At 66.9% G+C, this 19,821-nt stretch carries 18 protein-coding genes, 1 other RNA gene and 1 pseudogene; 9 read left to right on the top strand and 11 right to left on the bottom strand.

The window, feature by feature from the left end; genetic code table 11:
* Positions 1-56: 56 nt before the first annotated feature.
* Entirely contained in the window at positions 57-1,124 is a 1,068-nt protein-coding gene (gene fba, locus ACPP3B_RS01285; RefSeq protein ID WP_299019408.1) for a class II fructose-bisphosphate aldolase, read from the top strand.
* A 43-nt stretch (positions 1,125-1,167) separates the two neighbouring features.
* On the top strand, positions 1,168-1,881 hold the full coding sequence (locus tag ACPP3B_RS01280; RefSeq protein ID WP_299019410.1) for a Crp/Fnr family transcriptional regulator: 714 nt from the start codon (positions 1,168-1,170) through the stop codon (positions 1,879-1,881).
* A 48-nt stretch (positions 1,882-1,929) separates the two neighbouring features.
* On the opposite strand, the gene ACPP3B_RS01275 is transcribed toward ACPP3B_RS01280, so the two are convergent.
* From ACPP3B_RS01275 to gyrA, 9 genes are all read right to left on the bottom strand, one after another.
* Positions 1,930-3,084, bottom strand: a complete 1,155-nt coding sequence (locus tag ACPP3B_RS01275) for a lipopolysaccharide assembly protein LapB (protein ID WP_299019413.1) — start codon at positions 3,082-3,084, stop codon at positions 1,930-1,932.
* On the bottom strand, positions 3,074-3,364 hold the full coding sequence (locus ACPP3B_RS01270) for a LapA family protein (protein ID WP_299019421.1): 291 nt from the start codon (positions 3,362-3,364) through the stop codon (positions 3,074-3,076). Before ACPP3B_RS01270 ends, ACPP3B_RS01275 begins: the two co-directional genes overlap by 11 nt.
* A complete protein-coding gene (locus ACPP3B_RS01265) occupies positions 3,361-3,657 on the bottom strand; it encodes an integration host factor subunit beta (RefSeq protein ID WP_299019424.1) in 297 nt (98 codons plus the stop codon). Before ACPP3B_RS01265 ends, ACPP3B_RS01270 begins: the two co-directional genes overlap by 4 nt.
* 139 nt (positions 3,658-3,796) lie before the next feature.
* Entirely contained in the window at positions 3,797-5,533 is a 1,737-nt protein-coding gene (gene rpsA / locus ACPP3B_RS01260) for a 30S ribosomal protein S1 (protein ID WP_299019426.1), read from the bottom strand.
* A 111-nt stretch (positions 5,534-5,644) separates the two neighbouring features.
* Positions 5,645-7,687 carry a bifunctional 3-phosphoshikimate 1-carboxyvinyltransferase/cytidylate kinase gene (locus ACPP3B_RS01255; protein ID WP_424859498.1) on the bottom strand — a complete coding sequence of 681 codons (2,043 nt, stop codon included), beginning with the start codon at positions 7,685-7,687 and terminating at the stop codon, positions 5,645-5,647.
* The gene (locus ACPP3B_RS01250) at positions 7,651-8,628 is read right to left on the bottom strand and encodes a prephenate dehydrogenase (RefSeq protein ID WP_424859497.1); all 978 of its coding nucleotides are present in this window, start codon (positions 8,626-8,628) and stop codon (positions 7,651-7,653) included. The genes ACPP3B_RS01255 and ACPP3B_RS01250 overlap by 37 nt, the downstream gene beginning before the upstream one ends.
* A 7-nt stretch (positions 8,629-8,635) precedes the next feature.
* Positions 8,636-9,772: a prephenate dehydratase gene (pheA, locus tag ACPP3B_RS01245; RefSeq protein ID WP_299018472.1), complete on the bottom strand. Its 1,137-nt coding sequence runs from the start codon at positions 9,770-9,772 to the stop codon at positions 8,636-8,638.
* A gap of 30 nt (positions 9,773-9,802) precedes the next feature.
* Positions 9,803-10,945 carry a 3-phosphoserine/phosphohydroxythreonine transaminase gene (serC, locus tag ACPP3B_RS01240; protein ID WP_299018470.1) on the bottom strand — a complete coding sequence of 381 codons (1,143 nt, stop codon included), beginning with the start codon at positions 10,943-10,945 and terminating at the stop codon, positions 9,803-9,805.
* A gap of 4 nt (positions 10,946-10,949) precedes the next feature.
* Positions 10,950-13,574 carry a DNA gyrase subunit A gene (gene gyrA, locus ACPP3B_RS01235; RefSeq protein ID WP_424859496.1) on the bottom strand — a complete coding sequence of 875 codons (2,625 nt, stop codon included), beginning with the start codon at positions 13,572-13,574 and terminating at the stop codon, positions 10,950-10,952.
* A 337-nt stretch (positions 13,575-13,911) separates the two neighbouring features.
* Here gyrA and ompA point away from each other — a divergent pair, with 337 nt between their 5' ends.
* The 6 genes from ompA (at position 13,912) to ACPP3B_RS01205 (ending at position 17,395) form a co-directional block, all read left to right on the top strand.
* Complete coding sequence (gene ompA, locus ACPP3B_RS01230; protein WP_299018466.1) at positions 13,912-14,574, top strand: outer membrane protein OmpA; 663 nt, start codon at positions 13,912-13,914, stop codon at positions 14,572-14,574.
* Positions 14,575-14,666: 92 nt separating this feature from the next.
* Positions 14,667-15,383 carry a bifunctional 2-polyprenyl-6-hydroxyphenol methylase/3-demethylubiquinol 3-O-methyltransferase UbiG gene (gene ubiG, locus ACPP3B_RS01225; protein ID WP_299018464.1) on the top strand — a complete coding sequence of 239 codons (717 nt, stop codon included), beginning with the start codon at positions 14,667-14,669 and terminating at the stop codon, positions 15,381-15,383.
* Positions 15,380-16,060: an HAD-IA family hydrolase gene (locus ACPP3B_RS01220; RefSeq protein WP_299018462.1), complete on the top strand. Its 681-nt coding sequence runs from the start codon at positions 15,380-15,382 to the stop codon at positions 16,058-16,060. The genes ubiG and ACPP3B_RS01220 overlap by 4 nt, the downstream gene beginning before the upstream one ends.
* Positions 16,061-16,064: 4 nt before the next feature.
* Positions 16,065-16,441: a transfer-messenger RNA gene (gene ssrA, locus ACPP3B_RS01215) on the top strand.
* Positions 16,442-16,733: 292 nt separating this feature from the next.
* Positions 16,734-17,072 carry a type II toxin-antitoxin system RelE/ParE family toxin gene (locus ACPP3B_RS01210; protein ID WP_299018460.1) on the top strand — a complete coding sequence of 113 codons (339 nt, stop codon included), beginning with the start codon at positions 16,734-16,736 and terminating at the stop codon, positions 17,070-17,072.
* 2 nt (positions 17,073-17,074) lie between these two features.
* Positions 17,075-17,395 carry a DNA-binding protein gene (locus tag ACPP3B_RS01205; protein ID WP_299018458.1) on the top strand — a complete coding sequence of 107 codons (321 nt, stop codon included), beginning with the start codon at positions 17,075-17,077 and terminating at the stop codon, positions 17,393-17,395.
* Between the two features lie 34 nt (positions 17,396-17,429).
* On the opposite strand, the pseudogene ACPP3B_RS01200 reads toward ACPP3B_RS01205, so the two are convergent.
* Positions 17,430-17,615: pseudogene (locus ACPP3B_RS01200) on the bottom strand (integrase core domain-containing protein); the annotation flags it as partial.
* Between the two features lie 75 nt (positions 17,616-17,690).
* Positions 17,691-18,614, bottom strand: a complete 924-nt coding sequence (locus ACPP3B_RS01195; protein ID WP_299018455.1) for a restriction endonuclease — start codon at positions 18,612-18,614, stop codon at positions 17,691-17,693.
* Between the two features lie 182 nt (positions 18,615-18,796).
* Between ACPP3B_RS01195 and ACPP3B_RS01190 the strand changes: the two genes are divergently transcribed.
* Complete coding sequence (locus ACPP3B_RS01190) at positions 18,797-19,330, top strand: chorismate--pyruvate lyase family protein (protein WP_299018452.1); 534 nt, start codon at positions 18,797-18,799, stop codon at positions 19,328-19,330.
* Positions 19,331-19,821: the final 491 nt, after the last annotated feature.

Below are 19,821 nucleotides of genomic sequence, written 5' to 3'. Positions count from 1 at the left end.
CACCGCAGCCCCAACCCCGCTTTTTTCGTCCTGTTTTACCCTGAGGAGACTCCATCATGGCACTGATCACCCTGCGACAGCTGCTGGACCACGCGGCCGAACATGGCTACGGCTTGCCGGCCTTCAACGTCAACAACATGGAGCAAATCCACGCCATCATGCAGGCGGCCGACGCGGTGAACAGCCCCGTCATCCTGCAAGGCTCGGCGGGTGCGCGCTCTTACGCGGGCGAGCCGTTCCTGCGCCATCTGGTGGCGGCGGCAATCGAGATGTATCCCCATATTCCCGTCTGCATGCACCAGGACCATGGCGCGTCGCCCGGCGTGTGCATGCGCTCCATTCAGTCGGGCTTTAGCTCCGTGATGATGGACGGCAGCTTGTTGGAAGATGGCAAGACGCCGGCCGACTATGAGTACAACGTTCGCGTGACCCGACAGGTCGCCGACATCGCCCATGCCTGCGGCGTGTCGGTCGAGGGTGAGCTAGGCTGTCTGGGCAGCCTGGAGACCGGCAAGGCCGGCGAAGAGGACGGCCACGGTGCCGAGGGCGAGCTCGACCACTCGATGCTGCTGACCGATCCCAACGAGGCGGCCGATTTCGTGGCCAAGACGCAGGTGGATGCGCTGGCGATTGCGATTGGCACCAGCCACGGCGCCTACAAATTCACCCAAAAGCCCACGGGCAAGGTGCTGCGCATCGACCGCGTCAAGGAAATCCATGCCCGCATCCCCAACGTCCATCTGGTCATGCACGGCAGCTCCAGCGTGCCCGAGGACTGGCTCGCCATCATCAACAGCTACGGCGGCGATATGGGGCAGACCTACGGGGTGCCGGTGGAAGAGATCGTCGAGGGCATCAAGCACGGCGTGCGCAAGGTCAACATCGACACCGACCTGCGCATGGCGGCCACGGGCGCCATCCGCAAGCACCTGGCCGAGGACCGCAAGAACTTCGACCCGCGCAAATTCCTCAAGGAAGCCACCAAGGCCATGAGTGCGATCTGTAAGGCGCGCTATGAGGCGTTCGGCAGCGCGGGCATGGCCAGCCGCATTGGCAAGATCTACAGCCTCGACGAGATGCGCCGCCGCTACGAGAAAGGCGAGCTCGCGCCGCGGGTGTCGTGAATCGCTTTTGGCAAGCTCGCGCGGTTTCGGTGACAATCGCGGGATGATCCCGATCAAGACCGAATCCGCTTGGCGTGGCACGGCCGACTGCAAATCGTGCGGGATCCGCGACATGGTGCTGTTCGCGGATCTGAACGAACAGGATTTCAACCTGATTCACGCCCCCATCGATGACTTGGTCTTCTCGGCGGGGCAGTCGCTGTATCAGGAGGGGGACGCCGCCTTCGGCGTCTTCACCCTGCGCTCGGGGCTGATCAAGTTGGTGCGCAGCACACCGGACGGGCGCCAGCGCGTGCTGCGCGTGCTGCGCCCCGGCGACGTGGTAGGGCTGGAGGCGCTGGCCACCAGCCGCTACGACAGCGAGGCGGTGGCGCTGACCGAGGCGTCGCTGTGCCGCATTCCGACTGACGTCATCCACCGGCTGGCACAAAACTCGCCACGCCTGCACTGGCGGCTGCTGCAAAAATGGCAGCAAGCGCTCAAGGAGGCCGACGATTGGCTGGCGGCCCTCAATTTTGGCACCGCGCGCCAGCGTGTGGCCAACTTCATCCTGAAGATGCGTCATGCGACCGATCCCTCGGTCGTGACGCTATTCTCGCGCGAGGACATGGGTGCCATGATGGATCTCAAACTCGAGACCGTCAGCCGCGAGATCAGTGCGTTGGTGCGCGCCGGCGTGATCGAGCCGCTGGACCGCGTCGGGCGGCTCTATCGCATCGTGGACGAGGCGGCGCTCGGCGCCGTGGTGGCGGGATGAGGGCCGGCGAACGTCGCGCATGCCTTGCCGTGCGCCGCGCGGCGGCGCTCACAGCTCCTCGATGCGGCGTGGGGGATAGGTGTCCCAGCCTTGGCAGCCGGGGCAGTGCCAAAAATACTGGCGCGACTCGAAGCCGCAGGCGGCACACCGATAGCGCTTGAGGGGCTCGCACGCGCGCTCGAGCGCCCGCCGCACCAGCCGCTCCTCGTCACTCGTGCCCAGGGGGGCACCGGCCAGCCACAGGGTGGCCGCCACCAACGACGGCTCCTGACGCAAATGATCGATGTAGCGCTGCCGCGCCAGCGCTGGGTCGTCGTCGAGCGTGGCCAGTGCCTGTGTCACATCCAGCGACGCGGGGTGGTCGGCCGCCCACGCCTGCAGCCGGTCACGGGCACGCTGTGGCGCGCCGATGCGCTGTGCCCATTGGGCCAGGCTGTGCGCGACCAGTGGCACGTGGGTGGGACAGTGATCGGCCAGCGCCTCCAGCGCGGCCAGCCCGCCCTCGACATGGCCCAGGGACTGGCGCAGATCCGCCAGGGAGGCCCAGGCATGGGCGGATGTCGGCACCTGCGCCACGGTGGACTCCAACACGGCTAGCGCCTCGGTCGTGTGCCCGTGGCGTTGCAGGTCGGCGGCTTGCTCGCAGCGGTGGTGTGCCCAGCGCAGCCGAAAACTGCCCCGCTCACCACCGTCGAGCGCCTGCGCCATCTCGGCCGCCCGCACCCAGTCGCGCGAGCGTTCATAAATACCCAGCAGCGCGAGCCGGGCGTCGGTGTCGTAGCGCGTGCCCAGCAGGGCGGTGAACGCGGCTTCGGCCCGGTCCAGCAGCCCCGCCTTCAGAAAATCGAAGGCCAGCGCGTGCTGGGCCCGCTCGCGCTCGGCCGCTGGCAAATCGGCGCGGGCGAGCAAGTGCTCATGCACCCGCACGGCGCGGTCGTAGTCCCCCCGCCGGCGAAACAATCCCCCCAGCGCGAAGTGCAGCTCGGCCGCGTCCGGGTCGTGCCGCACGGCTTCGATGAAGGCGTCGATGGCTTGGTCCTGCTGCTCGTTGAGCAGGTGATTGAGCCCGCGAAAGTACGCGCGCGGTGCCTGCCGCCCCTCCAGGCGCCATTGCCGCACGTCCCAGCGCGAGGCCAGCCAGCCCAGTGCAAACGCCAGTGGCAGCGCCCACAGCAGCCAGGACAAAGAAAGATCAAATCCCATGGGGCGGTTCGTCGGCAGCGGCTTGAGGCGGGGCGGGCTGCGCGGCGGTGCTCGCGGGTGTGCGCCGGGCCGCTTGCCGCGCACGCCACCACAGCGGTGCCATCACCGCGATGCCCAGCAGCACCCCGGCAAACAGCGCCATCAGCAGCACCAGTACGAGCGGCGCCTCCCACTGGGCGCCAAAGAGGCCGTGCACACGAACCGGTGCCTGGTTGTTGAGCGCCAGCGCAAAGATCAGCAGGAACACGGCCGCCTTGAGCAGCCAGCCCAGCACCTTCATGCCCGACTCCGGGCGGCTTGGTCCACTGCTTCGCGTAAGGCCTTGCCGGGTTTGAAGTGGGGCACGCGTTTCGGCGGCACGGCGACACGCTCCCCGGTGCGGGGGTTGCGCGCCTGGCGCGCGGCGCGCTCGGCGACGCTGAAACTGCCAAACCCACGGATTTCGATGCGCTGACCCGCGATCAGGCTCTCGGCCATGGCTTCCAGCAGGGTCTTGACGGCGACTTCGGCATCGGTCGCGGTCAGATGGGGGTGGCGCTCGGCGAGCGCTTCGAAGAGGTCGCTGCGGTTCATGGCGTCATTATGCCCAGCTGCGCGTGACACGAGCAGCCGTCGGCCGTGCGGAAGCGGCGGCGCCATGAAAAAAGCCCGGCGGGGATTCCCGTCCGGGCTTCGGCTTCGCCCCGGGTCGAACCGGGGGCGAGAGGCGGCGTCAGCCGTTGTTTTGGCTGTCGAGCTTGGCGCGCAGCAGCGCCCCCAGGTTGGTGGTGCCAGCGTTGCCCGTGGCTTGGCTCAGGCTGGCCATCGCTTCTTGCTGGTCGGCGGCGTCCTTGGCCTTGATCGAGAGCTGGATGTTGCGGTTCTTGCGGTCGACGTTGACGATCACGGCGGTCACTTCGTCACCGACCTTGAGCACGTTGCGCGCATCTTCGACGCGGTCACGCGAGATTTCGGAGGCGCGCAGGTAGCCCACCACATCGTTGCCCAGGTCGATTTCCGCACCCTTGGCATCGACGCTCTTGACGGTACCGGTGACGGTGGCACCCTTGTCGTGAACCGACACGAAGGTCGTGAACGGATCGGCGTCGAGCTGCTTGATCCCGAGGCTGATACGCTCGCGCTCGACGTCCACGCCCAGCACCACCGCCTCGACTTCCTGGCCCTTCTTGTAGTTGCGCACGGCCACTTCGCCCGGCTCGTTCCACGACAGGTCGGACAGGTGCACCAGACCGTCGATGCCGTTTTCCAGGCCGACGAAGACACCGAAGTCGGTGATCGACTTGATCGGCCCTTTGACCTTGTCGCCACGCTTGTGCGTGTCGGCAAATTCTTGCCAGGGGTTGGGCTTGCACTGCTTCATGCCCAGGCTGATGCGGCGCTTGTCTTCGTCGATGTCGAGCACCATGACCTCGACTTCGTCGCCGATGGAGACGACCTTGTTCGGGGCCACGTTCTTGTTGGTCCAGTCCATCTCGGAGACGTGCACCAGGCCCTCGATGCCGGGCTCGAGCTCGACGAACGCGCCGTAGTCGGCGATGTTGGTGACCTTGCCGAACAGGCGTGTGCCGGCCGGGTAGCGGCGCGCCACACCCAGCCAGGGGTCGTCACCCATTTGCTTGAGGCCGAGGCTGACACGCTGGCGCTCGGCGTCGAACTTGAGCACCTTGGCGGTGACTTCTTGGCCGACCTGCACCACCTCGTTGGGGTGGCGCACACGGCGCCAGGCCATGTCGGTGATGTGCAACAGGCCATCGATGCCGCCCAGATCGACGAAGGCACCGTATTCGGTGATGTTCTTGACCACGCCGGTGACGATAGACCCTTCCTTGAGGGTCTCGAGCAGTTTGGCGCGTTCTTCTCCCATCGAGGCCTCGATCACCGCGCGGCGCGACAGCACGACGTTGTTGCGCTTACGGTCGAGCTTGATGACCTTGAACTCCATGGTCTTGCCCTCGTAGGGCGTGAGGTCCTTGACCGGGCGCGTGTCGACCAGCGAGCCGGGCAGGAAGGCGCTGATGCCGTTGACCATGACCTTGAGGCCGCCCTTGACCTTGGTCGTCGTGGTGCCGGTGACGAACTCGCCCGACTCCAGCGCTTTTTCCAGCGCCATCCACGAGGCCAGGCGCTTGGCCTTGTCGCGCGACAGAATGGTGTCGCCATAGCCGTTTTCGACGGCCTCGACGGCCACGGCGACGAAGTCGCCGACCTGGACCTCGAGTTCGCCCTGATCGTTCTTGAATTCGCTCAGCGGGATGTAGGCCTCCGACTTCAGCCCGGCGTTGACGACCACATGGTTGTGGTCGATGCGCACGACTTCGGCGGTGATGACCTCGCCGGGGCGCATTTCGGCGCGCTTGAGCGATTCTTCGAACAGGGCGGCAAACGATTCAGACATGCAAGTTTCCTGGGTGCCGCGGTCGTCCGCAACCGGCGGCGGTTGGGTGTTCACCCGAACGGATTCCGGGTGGTGGGTGGATGATCCCGCGGGCGCGCGAAGACGGGTTCGGCGGCGCCGTTGGGGCCCTCGTGGGGCCAGCCTGAGCGCCCGAGGCGGACGTCCTCAGGCGGCAAAAGGCCGGCGGCTCTGCCACCACGACAGCACGGTTTGCACCGACTCGTCCAGCGACTGGTCCGAGTTGTCGAGCAGCAGCGCGTCTTCGGCTGGCTTCAGGGGCGCACTCGCGCGCGTTTGGTCGCGCCCATCGCGCGCCTCCAAATCAGCCAAAAGACTGTCAATGCTAGCAGCTTCGCCGCGCGAAATCAACTGCTCGTAGCGCCTGCGCGCGCGCGTGGCGGCGCTGGCGGTCAAAAAGATCTTCAGCGGTGCATCGGGAAAGACCACCGTGCCCATGTCGCGCCCGTCGGCCACCAAGCCAGGCAGGCGACGAAAGCCGCGCTGCAGCGCCAGCAGCGCCGTGCGCACCGCCGGCAGCGCCGACACGCGCGACGCCGCCATGCCGATCGCCTCGGTGCGTACGTCAGCGGTCACATCATCTCCTGCCAACCAGATGCGGCCGTCGGCAAACCGCACGGGCAGCGTCTCGGCCAGCGTGGCCAGCGACTGCACGATCGCCGGATCGGCCAGGGCAGCATCGTCGGTCGGGATGCCTGCACGCTCGGCGGCCAGGCCCACCAAACGGTACAAGGCGCCCGAGTCGAGCACGTGGTAGCCCAACCGCTGCGCCACGGCGGCGGCCAACGTGCCCTTGCCCGAGGCGGTAGGCCCGTCGATGCAGATCACGGGGATGTGCGCGGGCTCGGTTTTCACCACCGACCACAGGGTTTCGAAATAGTCCGGAAAGGTCTTGCCTACGCACTGCGGGTCGAGAATGCGCACCGGCAGCCGTGCTGGGTTGAACGCCGCCAGCGACCCGCACATCGCCATGCGGTGGTCGTCGTAGGTGTGCAGCGCCACTGCACGCCAGCCCTGGCCATCGGGGGGCAGGGGGTGCACACGCAGCCAGTCGGGTCCCTCGTCGACCGTTGCGCCCAGTTTGCGCAGCTCGCAGGCCATGGCCGCGATGCGGTCGGTTTCTTTGACGCGCCAGCTGCCGATATGGCGCAGCGTGCACGGCCCGTCGGCATACAACGCCATCACCGCCAGCGTCATCGCCGCGTCGGGGATGGCGTTGCAGTCCAGATCGATGGCGCGCAGCGGCCAGGCATCGCGGCGCACGTGCAGCCGGTTGGCTTCGCCCTCGACCTCGGCGCCCATCGCGCGTGCCGCGTCGACGAAGCGAATGTCACCCTGGATCGATGCCAGCCCCACGCCCTCGATGGTGACGGGTGCCTGTGCGGCCGCCAGCGCCCCGAGCGCGATGAAATAGCTGGCCGACGACGCATCGCCCTCGACGTGGATGCGGCCCGGCGTCGTGTAGCGCGCGCCCGCCGGGATGGTGAAGCGCTGCCAGCCGTCGCGCTCCACCTCGACGCCAAAGCGTTGCAGCAGGCGCAGCGTGATCTCCACATACGGTTTGGAGATCAGCTCACCCTCGACCTCGATGACGATCGGCTGGTGCTCGGCGGCCAGCGGCAGCGCCAGCAGCAGCGCGGTCAGAAACTGGCTGGAGACGTCGCCGCGCACGCGGATCGGTGCGGCCAGTTGCAGCGCGACGGGCTCGCCTCCGCCCACTGCCAGCGGCGGATAGCCGGGCTGCCCCAGGTAGTCGATGACACCACCCAATTGCCGCAGCGCATCGACCAGGTCGCCGATCGGGCGCTCGTGCATGCGCGGCACGCCCGACAGTTCGAAGCGTCCCCCGTGGCGCGCGGTCAAAACGGTCAGCGCGGCCGTCAACGGTCGCATGGCCGTGCCCGCGTTGCCCAGAAAGAGCGCGGCCTCGCGCGTGGCCAGCCGCCCACCCAGGCCACGCACGCGCACCGTCGCTGGGCCCAGGCGCTGCAGCCCGCAGCCCAGCGCGGCCAGCGCATCCAGCATCACGCGCGTGTCGTCCGAGTCCAGCAAGTCCTCGATCACCGTCTCGCCGTCGCACAGGGCGGCGAGCAGCAGCACGCGATTCGAGATGCTTTTGGAGCCCGGCAGGCGCACCGTGCCGGCGGCCCGCATCAGCGGGGGGATGTCGAGGAAGGCGGTTCGGTACATGGGGTCTCGGTGGCCACGGCATAGGCGCCCGCCGCCCAGCGGGTGCGGGTGCGGCTGGCGTCGGCGATCAGGTCGTGCAACGTCTGGGCGTCGCCACGCGCCAGGGTTGCTTCGAACGTGTCGAGGGCAGCGCGGAAGTGCCGCGCCTGTTCGCGCACCTGGGCCGCATTGGCCAGCAGGATGTCACGCCAGACGTCGGGGTCGCTGGCGGCAATGCGCGTGAAATCGCGAAAACCCGGGCCTGCCAGCGACAGGTATTGCGCCCCCCCCGGTTGCTGGGCGAGCGCCCGCACGGCGGCAAAGGCCAGCAGGTGCGGCAGGTGGCTCACCGCGGCATAGGCGGCGTCGTGCTCCTCGGGCGAGAGGGTGCGCACGCGCGCCCCCAGCGCCTGCCACAGGGCGCGGGCGCGCGCGAGCAGCGCCGGGTCGGTTTCGGGCACCGGCGTCAGGATCACCTGGCAGCCGCGGTACAGGTCGGCGCTGGCGTGCTCCACCCCCGCGCGCTCTTTGCCGGCGATCGGATGGGCGGGGACGAACTGGGCCAGCCGCTCGCCCAGCGCATCGCGGGCGGCCGCCACCACGTCGCCCTTGGTCGATCCCACGTCCATCACCAGCGTCGAGGGGCCAATGAGCGGGCGGATGGCGCGCAGCGTGTCGCCGGTGGCCGCCACCGGCACCGACACCAGTACCAAGTCGGCACCCGATGCCGCCAGCAGCGCCGATGGCGCTTCGACGTCGATGACGCCCAGCGCGCGGGCGCGCGCCAGCGTTTGCGGCGAGCGGGCATAACCGACAACGCGCTGCACCAGCCCGGCCGCCTTGAGTGCCAAGGCAAACGAGCCGCCCATCAGGCCGCAGCCGATGACGGCCAGTTGCTCGAATGTAGGGGCCGGGTCGTGTCCGTCGGTCGGTGGCGCGCGGTCGCAGGTGAGGGCGGGCATGGCGGTATTACTCCGACACCGGGTACGCGCCCAGCATCTTGTAGAACGCGCACAGGCCCTGCAACTCTTGCAGCGCGGCGGCCACGTGCGGCTGTGACGGATGGCCGGCGATGTCGATGTAGAAGTAATACTCCCACTGCCCGGACTTGGCGGGCCGTGATTCGAAGCGAGTCATCGACACGCCGTGTTCCTTGAGCGGCTTGAGCAAGTCGTGCACCGCCCCGGGGCGGTTGGGCACCGACACCACGATGCTGGTGCAGTCGCGTCCGCTGGCTGCCGGCATGGCCATGGTTTGTGGAAGGCAGATGATGGCAAAGCGCGTGCGGTTGTACGCTTCGTCCTGGATGGCATGGGCCACGATATGCAGGGCGTACTGCGCGGCGGCGCGTTCGCTGGCGATCGCCGCCCAGGCCGGATTCGTGGTGGCCAGGCGCGCGCCCTCGGCATTGCTGCTCACCGCCCGCCGCTCGGCGTGCGGCAGGTGGGTCGACAGCCAGCCCTGACATTGGGCCAGCGCCTGGGGGTGCGCCATCACCACCTCGATGCCCTCCAGGCTGGGCGACTGCCGTAGCAGGTTGTGGCGCACGAGCAGGCTGATCTCGCCCACGATGTGCACGGGCGAGCGCAGGAACAAGTCGAGCGAGCGTGCCACGACGCCCTCGGTGGAGTTTTCTACCCCCACTACGCCAAACTGGGCCGTGCCCGCCGCCGTGGCATGAAAGACCTCGTCGAAACTGGGGCAGTAGATCAGGTCAGCCGCGCTACCGAAGTAATCGATCGCGGCCTGTTCACAGAACGTCCCCTCGGGGCCGAGCACCGCCACGCGCAGGGGCGCCTCCAGCGCCAGACAGGCGGACATGATTTCGCGCCAGATGGCGGCCACGTGCTGGTTACGCAGGGGGCCGCGGTTGGCGGCTTCGATGTTGGCGATGACCTGGGCCACCCGATCCGGCCGGAAGAAGGGCGAACCCTCGGCGCGTTTGACCTCGCCCACCTGCTGGGCGATGCGCGCACGCTCATTGAGCAGCGCCAACAGTTGGTGGTCGATGGCGTCGATCTGTTGCCGCAACGCCAGCAGGCGCGGGCTGGCGACGGGCGGCACCGGTTGGCCGGGGGGGCTCGTTGGGGGGGTGGATTCGGTCATAGAAGACGGTGGCGGTGCGTTCGCCGCAATTTACGCGCGGCGCTCGAACTCTTGCATGTACTCGACGAGCGCCTCCACCCCCGCCATCGGCATGGCGTTGTAGAGGCTGGCACGCATGCCTCCCACCGACTTGTGGCCCTTGAGCTGCAGCAGTCCGCGCGCCTGGGCCCCTTGCAAAAACGCCTGGTTGCGCGGGTGAGAGGCATCGCGCAGCGGTTGCCCATCGTCGCCGCGCAGAAAGAACGGGACGTTCATGCGCGAGCGACACGAGGGATCAACCGGGTTGATGTACAGCGCCGAGCGGTCGATGCAGTCGTACAGCCGTTGGGCGCGTTTGCACGCCCGCGCCTCCATGGCGGCTACGCCTTGCAGGCCGTCTTCTTGCTGTGCCAGTAGCCAGCGAAACACCAGCCCGGCCATGTAAATGGCATAAGTGGGTGGCGTATTCGCCATGGACTGTTGCTCAGCCAACACCCGGTAGTCGAATACGGTTGGGCAGATAGGTAAGGCGTGGCCGAGCAGATCCTCGCGCACCACGACCAGCGTCAGCCCTGCGGGCCCGATATTTTTTTGCGCCCCACCAAAGGCCAGCCCCACACGCGACCAGTCGATCGGTCGCGACAGCACGTGCGATGAAAAATCGATGACCAAGGGCGCGTCGCAGCCCAGCGCGGCCAAGTCAGGTAGGGTGTGAAACTCCACGCCGTGGATGGTCTCGTTACTGCACAGGTGCACATAGGCGGGCTGGGTGCGCAGCTGCCAGGTCGCGGGGTTGGGGATGTGCACGAAGCCTTCGGCCTGGCCGCTGGCGGCGATGTGGACATCGCCGTAGCGACGCGCTTCCTGCGCCGATTTTTGGCTCCACGCACCGGTGACGACGACGTCGATGGCGCGCTGCGGGTGTCGGCCCGCCAGGTTGAGCGGCACCATCGCGTTGTGCGCCAGCGCGCCGCCTTGCGAAAACAGCACCTTGAAGTGCGCCGGGATGGCCAGCAGCGCGCGCAAGTCGGCCTCGGCCTGCGCCAGGATTTCGCCAAAGTGCACGCCGCGGTGGCTCATCTCCATCACACCCATGCCGCAGCCATGCCAGTCCAGCATCTCGGCGGCGGCTTGTTGCAGCACGGGCTCGGGCATGGTGGCGGGCCCGGCCGAAAAGTTGTAGGGGCGGGGCATGGCGTCAGGTCTCCACCGGCTCGACATCGGCCGCGGGGTCGTCCCCGGCGTCGCTGTCGGCGATGCGTTGTAGGCCGCTCAAGCGGTCGCCGTCGTCCAGACTGATGAGTGTGACACCCTGCGTGGCGCGGCCCATCTCACGGATTTCGGCCACGCGCGTGCGCACCAGCACGCCACGGTCGGTGATGAGCATGATCTCGTCCTCCGGCCGCACCAGCGTGGCCGCCACCACGCGGCCGTTGCGCTCGCTTTGCTGGATGGCGATCATCCCCTTGGTGCCGCGGCCGTGGCGCGTATATTCAGCGATCGGGGTGCGCTTGCCGTAGCCGTTTTCGGTGGCGGTCAGCACACTTTGCGATTCGTCCTCGGCCACCAGCATGGCGATGACGCGCTGACCTTCTTCCAGCGTCATGCCCTTGACCCCGCGCGCCTGCCGGCCCATCGGGCGCACGTCGTTTTCGTCGAAGCGAACCGCCTTGCCACCATCGGAGAACAACATCACGTCGTGCGCTCCGTCGGTTAGCGCCGCGCCAATGAGGTAGTCACCCTCGTCCAGATCGACGGCAATGATGCCGGCCTTGCGCGGGTTGGAAAACTCATCCAGCGCCGTCTTTTTGACCACCCCCTGTGCCGTGGCCATGAAGACGTAACGATCCGCGGGGAAGCGGCGCGACTCGCCGGTCAGTGGCAACACGACGGTGATCTTTTCCCCTTCGGCCAGCGGGAACATGTTGACGATGGGTCGGCCCCGCGAGCCGCGCGAGCCCGACGGCACCTCCCACACTTTGAGCCAGTACAGCCGCCCCCGGTTGGAAAAGCACAGGATCCAGTCGTGCGTGTTGGCGATGAAGAGCTGGTCGATCCAGTCGTCCTCCTTCGTTGCGGTCGCCTGTTTGCCACGGCCGCCGCGGCGCTGCGCGCGGTACTCGGACAGCGGCTGGGCCTTGATGTAGCCCGCGTGCGACAGGGTCACCACCATGTCCTGCGGGGTGATCAGGTCTTCGGTGTCGAGCTCCTGGGCGTCGTGCTCGATCTGGCTGCGCCGCGCGCCGGCGGGGGTTTGGCCGAACTCGGCGCGGATGGCGCGCAGCTCCTCGGCAATGATCTGCGTCACCCGCTCGGGCCGCGCCAGGATGTCGAGCAGGTCGTCGATGTGCGCCATGACCTCCCGGTACTCAGCAACGATCTTGTCTTGCTCCAGCCCCGTCAGCCGCTGCAGCCGCATCTGCAGGATCTCCTGCGCCTGCGTCTCCGACAGCGCGTACAGCCCGTCGGACTGCAGACCGTACTGGCGCGGCAGGCCCTCGGGGCGGTAGTCATCGGCGTTGACCACGCTGCCGTCGGCGCGGGCGCGGGTGAGCATCTGGCGCACCAGCGCGCTGTCCCAACGGCGCGCCATCAGCTCGGTTTTGGCCACCGGCGGGGTCGGGCTTTCGCGGATGATGCGGATGAACTCGTCGATGTTGGCCAGCGCCACCGCCAGGCCTTCGAGCACGTGGCCACGCTCGCGCGCCTTGCGCAGCTCGAACACCGTGCGCCGCGTCACCACCTCGCGCCGGTGCTGCAGGAAGATGTCGAGCAGCTGCTTCAGGTTGCACAGCTTGGGCTGGCCATCGACCAGCGCCACCATGTTGATGCCGAACGTATCCTGCAGCTGGGTGTGCTTATACAGGTTGTTGAGTACCACCTCCGGCACTTCGCCGCGCTTGAGCTCGATGACCACGCGCATGCCGGACTTGTCGGACTCGTCCTGGATGTGGCTGATGCCCTCGATGCGTTTGTCGCGTACCAACTCGGCGATGCGCTCGAGCAGCACCTTTTTGTTGACCTGGTACGGGATCTCGTCGACGATGATGGCCTGCCGCTGGCCGCGGTCGATGTCCTCGAAGTGGCAGCGCGCACGCATGACGACGCGGCCACGCCCGGTGCGGTAGCCCTCGCGCACGCCCTGAATGCCATAGATGATGCCGGCGGTGGGAAAGTCCGGCGCCGGGATGATCTGCATCAGGTCGTCCACCGACGCGTCCGGGTGCGCCAGCAGGTGCAAGCAGGCGTCCACCACCTCGTTCAGGTTGTGCGGGGGGATGTTGGTGGCCATGCCCACCGCGATGCCAGCCGAGCCGTTGACCAGCAGGTTCGGCAAGCGCGTCGGCAGCACCAGTGGCTCTTTTTCGCTGCCATCATAGTTGGGGCCGAAATCCACCGTTTCCTTGTCGATGTCGGCCAGCATCTCGTGCGCGATCTTGGCCAGGCGGATTTCGGTGTAGCGCATGGCGGCGGCAGCGTCGCCGTCGACCGAGCCGAAGTTGCCCTGGCCATCGACCAGCATGTGGCGCAGCGAAAAATCCTGTGCCATGCGCACGATGGTGTCGTAGACCGCGCTGTCGCCGTGCGGGTGGTATTTACCGATGACGTCGCCGACGATGCGGGCCGACTTCTTGTACGGCCGGTTCCAGTCGTTGCCCAGCTCGTGCATGGCATAGAGCACGCGCCGGTGCACGGGCTTCAAGCCGTCGCGGGCGTCGGGCAGCGCGCGCCCCACGATTACGCTCATCGCGTAATCGAGGTAGCTGCGGCGCATCTCCTCTTCGAGACTGACGGGGAGGGTTTCTTTGGCAAACGAGGTCATGGCAACGCCGCATGAGGGCGGGTAGCGCCGCACGGCCGTGGCGACCCGCCAAATACCGCCGGAGGGCCCCGGCGACTGATGCTGCGTATTGTAAGGAACACGATCACCGGCCCATGGCTCGTGTGCCGCCCGCTCGGCGGGGCGAAACGTTGCCTGCATGCAACAGACGAGGGCACGAAAACGCGCGCGGGTCGCGTGGGCGTCGCTGGCGCTTGGCAATCGGTTCGTTTGTGGCAAAATGAACTGACAGCCAGTCGATTCGCCCATTCCCTTTGGGTAACGGGTCTTTACTGGCTCGATCCATCCACGATCCGTCCCCTAGACCAAGAGGAATCCAATGAATAAACTCACCCGCATCGCAGCGCTGTTCGCGACGGCCGCCATGGCTTCTGGCGCCGGCGCCCAAACCATCGACAACTGGCGCAACGGCACCGGTGATCTGGTGTGGAAAAACGGCACCAACGAGCTGTGCTGGCGCAACTCCAGCTGGACCCCTGCGACCGCGGCCAAGGGATGTGATGGCGCGATCGTGCCGGCTCCGGCGCCGGCTCCGGCGCCTGCCCCTGCGCCCGCACCGGCTCCCGCTCCGGCTGCTGCGCCCGCCCCGGCTCCTGCCCCTGCGCCGGCCCCGGCACCTGCCCCGGCGGCGCCGGCCAAGGTTACCTATGCGGCCGAGGCGTTCTTCGACTTCGACAAGGCTGTCCTCAAGCCTGAGGGCAAAGCCCGCCTGGACGACCTGGCCGAGAAGGTCAAGGGCATCAAGCTGGAAGTCGTGATCGCGGTGGGTCACACCGATGCGACCGGGCCTGAAGGCTACAACCAGAAGCTGTCGGTGCGCCGCGCCGAAGCGGTCAAGGCCTACCTGGTCAGCAAGGGTATCGACGCCAACCGTATCTACACGGAGGGTAAGGGTGAAACCCAGCCGGTGGCCGACAACCGCACTCGCGAAGGTCGTGCCAAGAACCGTCGCGTCGAAATCGAAGTGGTCGGCACCCGCTGATTCGGGTCCGCCTTCGGCCAGAGCCCCGCTGCGGCGGGGCTTTTTGTTGTCCGCGCGCGCCGACGTGGGTCGTGGCACGCCATAATCGGCGCATGGACACCCCGCTGAATGCCGATGCGGCCGAGCTGGCCAAATTTTCCGAACTGGCCCACCGCTGGTGGGATCCCGACAGCGAATTTCGCCCCTTGCACCAGATCAACCCGCTGCGCTTGGCCTGGATCGAATCGCTGGTTGGTCCATTGAAGGGACGACACATCGTGGATGTCGGCTGCGGCGGCGGCATCCTGGCCGAGGCGATGGCGCGGCAAGGGGCGCAGGTGTTGGGGATCGATCTGGCCGACAAAGCCCTGAAGGTCGCGCAACTGCATGCGCTGGAGCAGGGCGTGCAGGGGGTGAGCTATCGCCCCGTCAGCGCCGAGACGCTGGCGGCCGAGCAGCCCGCGCAGTTCGACGTCGTGACCTGCATGGAAATGCTCGAGCACGTGCCCGATCCTGCGTCCGTCGTTCAAGCCTGCGCCACGCTCGTCAAGCCGGGCGGGTGGGTCTTTTTCTCCACGCTCAACCGCAACCCAAAGTCGTTTCTGTTTGCCATCGTGGGCGCCGAGTATGTGCTGCGCTTGTTGCCCCGGGGCACGCACGAGTACCGAAAATTCATCCGCCCCAGCGAACTGGCGGCCGACTGCCGACGCGCGGGCTTGCAAATCCAGGCGATGCGCGGGCTGGGCTACAACCCGCTGACGCGCCGCTACTGGCTGCACGACGACACCAGCGTCAATTACCTGGTGGCCACCCGGCGGGAGGGCGCATGATCGGTCGCACCGGCTTGCGCGCGGTGTTGTTCGACCTGGACGGCACGCTGCTCGACACCGCCCCTGACTTGGGACACGCGGCCAATGTGATGCGCGAGCGGCGGGGCATGCCACCGCTGGAGGAGGCCATCTACCGCCCACGTGCGAGCAGCGGCGCGCGCGGCATGATCGAAGCCGCCTTTGGCCTCACGCCCGCGCACCCGGAATACGAGGCGTATCGCACCGAATACCTCGACCTCTATGGCGAGGTGATGAGGCGGCGCACACAGCCCTTCGATGGCGTGCCCGAGCTGATCGAGGCGCTGGCGCAGGCATCGCTGCCGTGGGGAGTGGTGACCAACAAGGTGGAGCGCTTTGCCTTGCCGCTGACGGCGTCATTGCCGCTGTTCGCGTCCGCCGCGACGATCATCGGCGGTGACACCACCCCGTACGCCAAGCCGCATCCGGCGCCGCTGCTGGAGGCGGCGCGGCGGCTGGGGGTGCCCGCGCAGGCATGCGTCTACGTCGGTGATGACGAGCGCGATATCGAGGCTGGCCGCGCCGCCGGTATGCCGACCGTGGCGGTACGCTGGGGCTACCTGGGCGTGGGCGCGGATGTCGATGCCTGGGGCGCGGACGCCGTGATCGACGCGCCGCTCGACCTGTTGAACTTTCTGGAATTGGCTTACACTAAGTAAGCACGGGGCTGCATTGGTTTCGACGTGGGTTCGGACACGCAGCAGGGCATGTCGAGGTGCTGTCACCTCGTTAAACCGCAGCAAAAAAGTAACTGCGAACGACGAACGTTTCGCCCTCGCCGCCTAATCCGGCGAGCCTTGCACCGGTCGGCCGAGCGGCCGGGCTGTGAAGACCGTCAGGTTTTCCAGCAGCAAGGAACACTCATTTCGGCTGGTCGTGCGGCGGGCAACTTGCCGCACGGTGAGATCCAAGGTTGCTGGTCACGGGCGTAGCGTGCCGCTGCGCGACGCCCGGGACGAGACCCAAAACAGACGGCTACACATGTAGAACTGCGCGTAGAAGGCTTGCGGACGGGGGTTCGATCCCCCCCAGCTCCACCAAACACAAGGGCTCGGATGGTCTCCGGGCCCTTTCTCTTGCTGAAAACTCCCGCGTCGCGCGGGGTTCCTGCAACCGGTGCGGCGGGCCGCCATCTGCCCAAACGATCGGCACTGGCCACTTTCTCGGCCAGTGCCGTCTCTTTTCTCTGATTGGCCTGCGGGTGAGGCGCAGTTTTAGCACTATACGAATCAACAACTTACGCTCGGCAGTTCATCGTCAACCAAGGCGATCAGCCAGGCATCAAACCTGTCGCGCTGGCAGAATAGTAACTTATACGTTACCATTCAAACCATGAGCTACCAGATCAAAGAACTACTGCTGGACGATGGCGACAGCCCCTTTGCGGAGTGGTTTGGATCGCTGGAAGCCGTTGCAGCCGCCAAGGTACGCGTAGCCGTGAGCCGGATGGAACAGGGCAACCTGTCCAACGTTGAGTGGTTCCGTGGCATCGGTGAGTACAAGATCGATTGGGGGCCGGGCTTGCGCATCTACCTGGCCAAGGATGGTCTGAAGATCATCATCCTGATCGGTGGCGGCACCAAGAAGCGTCAGCAGCAGGACATCGACCAGGCGGTGGCGCTGTGGGAAGACTACAAGCGCCGCAAGACATCAACCCAGAAAGGAAAGTAAACATGGCACTGACCCGTGATTTCAAAGAAACCGTGGCCGCGCGCGTGCAAAACGATCCGGCCTTTGCACAGGCGCTTCTGGACGAAGCCATCACCCTGTTCGTCAATGGTGAGCCCGAATCGGCCAAACTAATCCTTCGCGACCTGGTGAACGCCACAGTTGGCTTCGAGGCGCTGGCCGAGGAAATTCACAAGCCTGCCAAGAGCCTGCACCGGATGCTGTCTCAGTCGGGCAACCCGACCATGAGCAACATCTCTGCGGTGTTTGCAGCCATCAAGCGCGCACTCAAGGTCGAGGTGCGCACGCAAGTGGTGATGGCGTGACTTCTGATCTTGCCCCCATATCTCCGGCCCCATCCTATTCGCAATGTAACACCGCTTCCTGGACGGTTGAGCGGCGTGCCTGGGCGGCCGGATGCCGCCGAAACTCTCGGGGTGGGCGCATTTTCAACGACGAGTGCGGATGCACCTCGTTGAAGTGCTCGAAGGCCGTCGGTAACTGCGCCAGCACCGTGGCCGCATTGCTCAGATCCACGCGGGCGACATCGCATCGGCCAGATGGAGGACGGCGCCGCACTGCGCAAACAGCGCTTCAGGCGCCGTTTTTGTTGGATGACATTCAGCGAATGTCTTCGTCGAAGTAGTCGGAGTCGAAGCGCGGCACTTTGAGCACCTGCGCGCTCACACCGACCTCGTGCTCGATCATCAGCGCAGCCAGTCGCGCGCCGTCGACCAGAACGATGTTCTCGACCGAGCGCGCGAACTCCAGCGCTTGTACCGTGTAGCCCGAGGTGGTGATGAACACACCTTTGCGCGCACGCTGCCCGGCCAGCGCGCCGTAGAAGGCTTGAATTTCGGGGCGACCCACCGTGCCCTGCCAGCGTTTGGCTTGGACATAGACCTTCTCGAGTCCGAGCTTGTCGAGCGAGATGATCCCGTCGATGCCGCCGTCGCCGCTGCCACCGACACGCTGCAGATCGTCGCGGCTCGCGCCATACCCCATGCGCAGCAGCAGTTCGAGAACGATACCCTCGAAGTCGGTGGGTGACACCCGCGACAGAGCCTCGAGTAATTCGGCAGCGACGGCACTGCGCAGTTCCTGCAGCGCACCGTCGAGCCGATCCTGCGGGCTTGCCAGCGCCGGGGTCTGCGGTGGCGCTAAGTGGTCGCCCTCTTTGGCAGACCCCTCGGCACCGGTACGCAGGCGCACGTCTACGTTGGCAATCGCGATGCGCTCGATTTCTTCCGGCGGTAAAGGCTGGGCATGCTGCGCGAGCGCGAGGCCTTCAGGGGTGATTCTCCAAAAGCCACGACGCGGGCTCGAAGAGAGCCCCGCGCGCTTGAGACGGTCATGCGCCCAGCCCGCTCGATTGCGATACACCGCCTGCATGCCGCTGGGCAGCATCGCCAGGCGGTCGGCCTCGGTCAGGCCAAGCGCATCGGCTGCCGCCTCCATCGCATCGCGGGCACGAGCGCCCTCGGGGTGCGCCGCAAGAAATCGCAAAATCGGCTCGATGAACTGGTCGTAGCTGGGAATGCTCATGATCAGCGGCGGACGGTCAGCACAGTGTCGATGGCATTGTGCCGCAGGGTTTCCTCACTACAGCAGTGACCTGCCCCGCACCCAAGCATCGTAACGTCCAGGCCGCGCTTGTCGATGGCCCAGCCAGCCGCCTGCCCTACAGTACGGCCCCTGTTCCGTCATCCGCGCCTGCCCCATGCCCCATGACCCTCAACCCTGATGCACTCACGGCCCTATTGCGCCAGTCGGCTGGATCGCCTTGGTATGACGACGCCACGCAGGCGTTTGGGCCGCTCTCGCCGCAAGCGGCCGGGTGGCTCAACGAGCGCGGCTCGCTCACGCAGCGGCTGCGCGACGCCTTTGGGCCGGTGACGGTGGAGCGTTTGTTCGAGGGCGCTCGAGGAGCGGAGGCGGCGGCCGGCTTGGCCGAGGGCCGGCCGGTCTGGGAGCGGTGCGTGCGGCTGGTCGCGGCGGGTCGGCCGCGCATCGCGGCGCGCACCTGCATTCCCGGCTGGGGCCCCGACAACCCGTGGTGCGAGGTGCAGCAGCTGGGCGATCGGCCCTTGGGCGAGTTGCTGTTCGAGCTCGGCGACATCGAGCGCGGGCCTTTGCGCTTCGCGCGACTCGGTGCCGATGCCCGCGCGCCCCACGCGCGACGCTGCGTGTACCGTCGCGCCGGCGCGGTGCTCGAACTGACGGAGGTGTTTCTCGATGGCGTCTGGGCAAATGGGTGGTGAGCAGATGGTGTAGCGGTGCGTGGCCGGGCGGCAGCGGCATGGGGGCGGTCGCGGGGGAGGGCAAGGCGACGGCGCGCATGGGGTACGAGCGCGTCTGCGCGGTATTTGCAGAATGGGCCGCTGCGCCGCCGGCCACGCACACGAGAAAAACGACACCTTTCGCTCCCATCCGCGCGGCTCGACGCCGATGGCATCCCCCACCGCGCCCGCGGCGAACCCGTCCCTTGCTGGCGGCGCGGCGATGCGGGCGTGGGGGTTTGCGCGAGTGACTGAGAAAGGTTTCGACCTGCCCCCCGTTGATCGTTCCAACGGATGGGGGACGCCCGGGGTTGACGCTTCATCAAGGTGCTACGGACTCCTGGCTGGCGTCATCCGCTATCGGAACCGCTCGCACGGCAGGTTTGACCCTGACGACATCCTCGAGGATGGGGGTGTCCAGGGGGGCATCGACCGACCGTTTCTGGAACCTGCGTCGTTCGTATCCGTCAGTC

It is taken from the genome of Tepidimonas sp. HKU77, assembly GCF_049728535.1.
In the GTDB taxonomy this organism is placed as follows: Bacteria; Pseudomonadota; Gammaproteobacteria; order Burkholderiales; family Burkholderiaceae_C; genus Tepidimonas.
This window is presented reverse-complemented; position numbering and strand designations above follow the sequence as displayed.

What these genes read in the sequence shown, in the direction of transcription:
- ompA (WP_299018466.1), top strand. Translation starts at nt 13,912, where the DNA reads ATGAATAAACTCACCCGCATCGCAGCGCTGTTCGCGACGGCCGCCATG.
- ACPP3B_RS01275 (WP_299019413.1), bottom strand. Translation starts at nt 3,084, where the DNA reads ATGGGATTTGATCTTTCTTTGTCCTGGCTGCTGTGGGCGCTGCCACTG.
- serC (WP_299018470.1), bottom strand. Translation starts at nt 10,945, where the DNA reads ATGCCCCGCCCCTACAACTTTTCGGCCGGGCCCGCCACCATGCCCGAG.
- fba (WP_299019408.1), top strand. Translation starts at nt 57, where the DNA reads ATGGCACTGATCACCCTGCGACAGCTGCTGGACCACGCGGCCGAACAT.
- ubiG (WP_299018464.1), top strand. Translation starts at nt 14,667, where the DNA reads ATGGACACCCCGCTGAATGCCGATGCGGCCGAGCTGGCCAAATTTTCC.
- ACPP3B_RS01210 (WP_299018460.1), top strand. Translation starts at nt 16,734, where the DNA reads ATGAGCTACCAGATCAAAGAACTACTGCTGGACGATGGCGACAGCCCC.
- ACPP3B_RS01270 (WP_299019421.1), bottom strand. Translation starts at nt 3,364, where the DNA reads ATGAAGGTGCTGGGCTGGCTGCTCAAGGCGGCCGTGTTCCTGCTGATC.
- ACPP3B_RS01205 (WP_299018458.1), top strand. Translation starts at nt 17,075, where the DNA reads ATGGCACTGACCCGTGATTTCAAAGAAACCGTGGCCGCGCGCGTGCAA.
- gyrA (WP_424859496.1), bottom strand. Translation starts at nt 13,574, where the DNA reads ATGACCTCGTTTGCCAAAGAAACCCTCCCCGTCAGTCTCGAAGAGGAG.
- ACPP3B_RS01255 (WP_424859498.1), bottom strand. Translation starts at nt 7,687, where the DNA reads ATGTACCGAACCGCCTTCCTCGACATCCCCCCGCTGATGCGGGCCGCC.
- ACPP3B_RS01220 (WP_299018462.1), top strand. Translation starts at nt 15,380, where the DNA reads ATGATCGGTCGCACCGGCTTGCGCGCGGTGTTGTTCGACCTGGACGGC.
- ACPP3B_RS01250 (WP_424859497.1), bottom strand. Translation starts at nt 8,628, where the DNA reads ATGCCCGCCCTCACCTGCGACCGCGCGCCACCGACCGACGGACACGAC.
- ACPP3B_RS01190 (WP_299018452.1), top strand. Translation starts at nt 18,797, where the DNA reads ATGACCCTCAACCCTGATGCACTCACGGCCCTATTGCGCCAGTCGGCT.
- ACPP3B_RS01195 (WP_299018455.1), bottom strand. Translation starts at nt 18,614, where the DNA reads ATGAGCATTCCCAGCTACGACCAGTTCATCGAGCCGATTTTGCGATTT.
- ACPP3B_RS01280 (WP_299019410.1), top strand. Translation starts at nt 1,168, where the DNA reads ATGATCCCGATCAAGACCGAATCCGCTTGGCGTGGCACGGCCGACTGC.
- pheA (WP_299018472.1), bottom strand. Translation starts at nt 9,772, where the DNA reads ATGACCGAATCCACCCCCCCAACGAGCCCCCCCGGCCAACCGGTGCCG.
- ACPP3B_RS01265 (WP_299019424.1), bottom strand. Translation starts at nt 3,657, where the DNA reads ATGAACCGCAGCGACCTCTTCGAAGCGCTCGCCGAGCGCCACCCCCAT.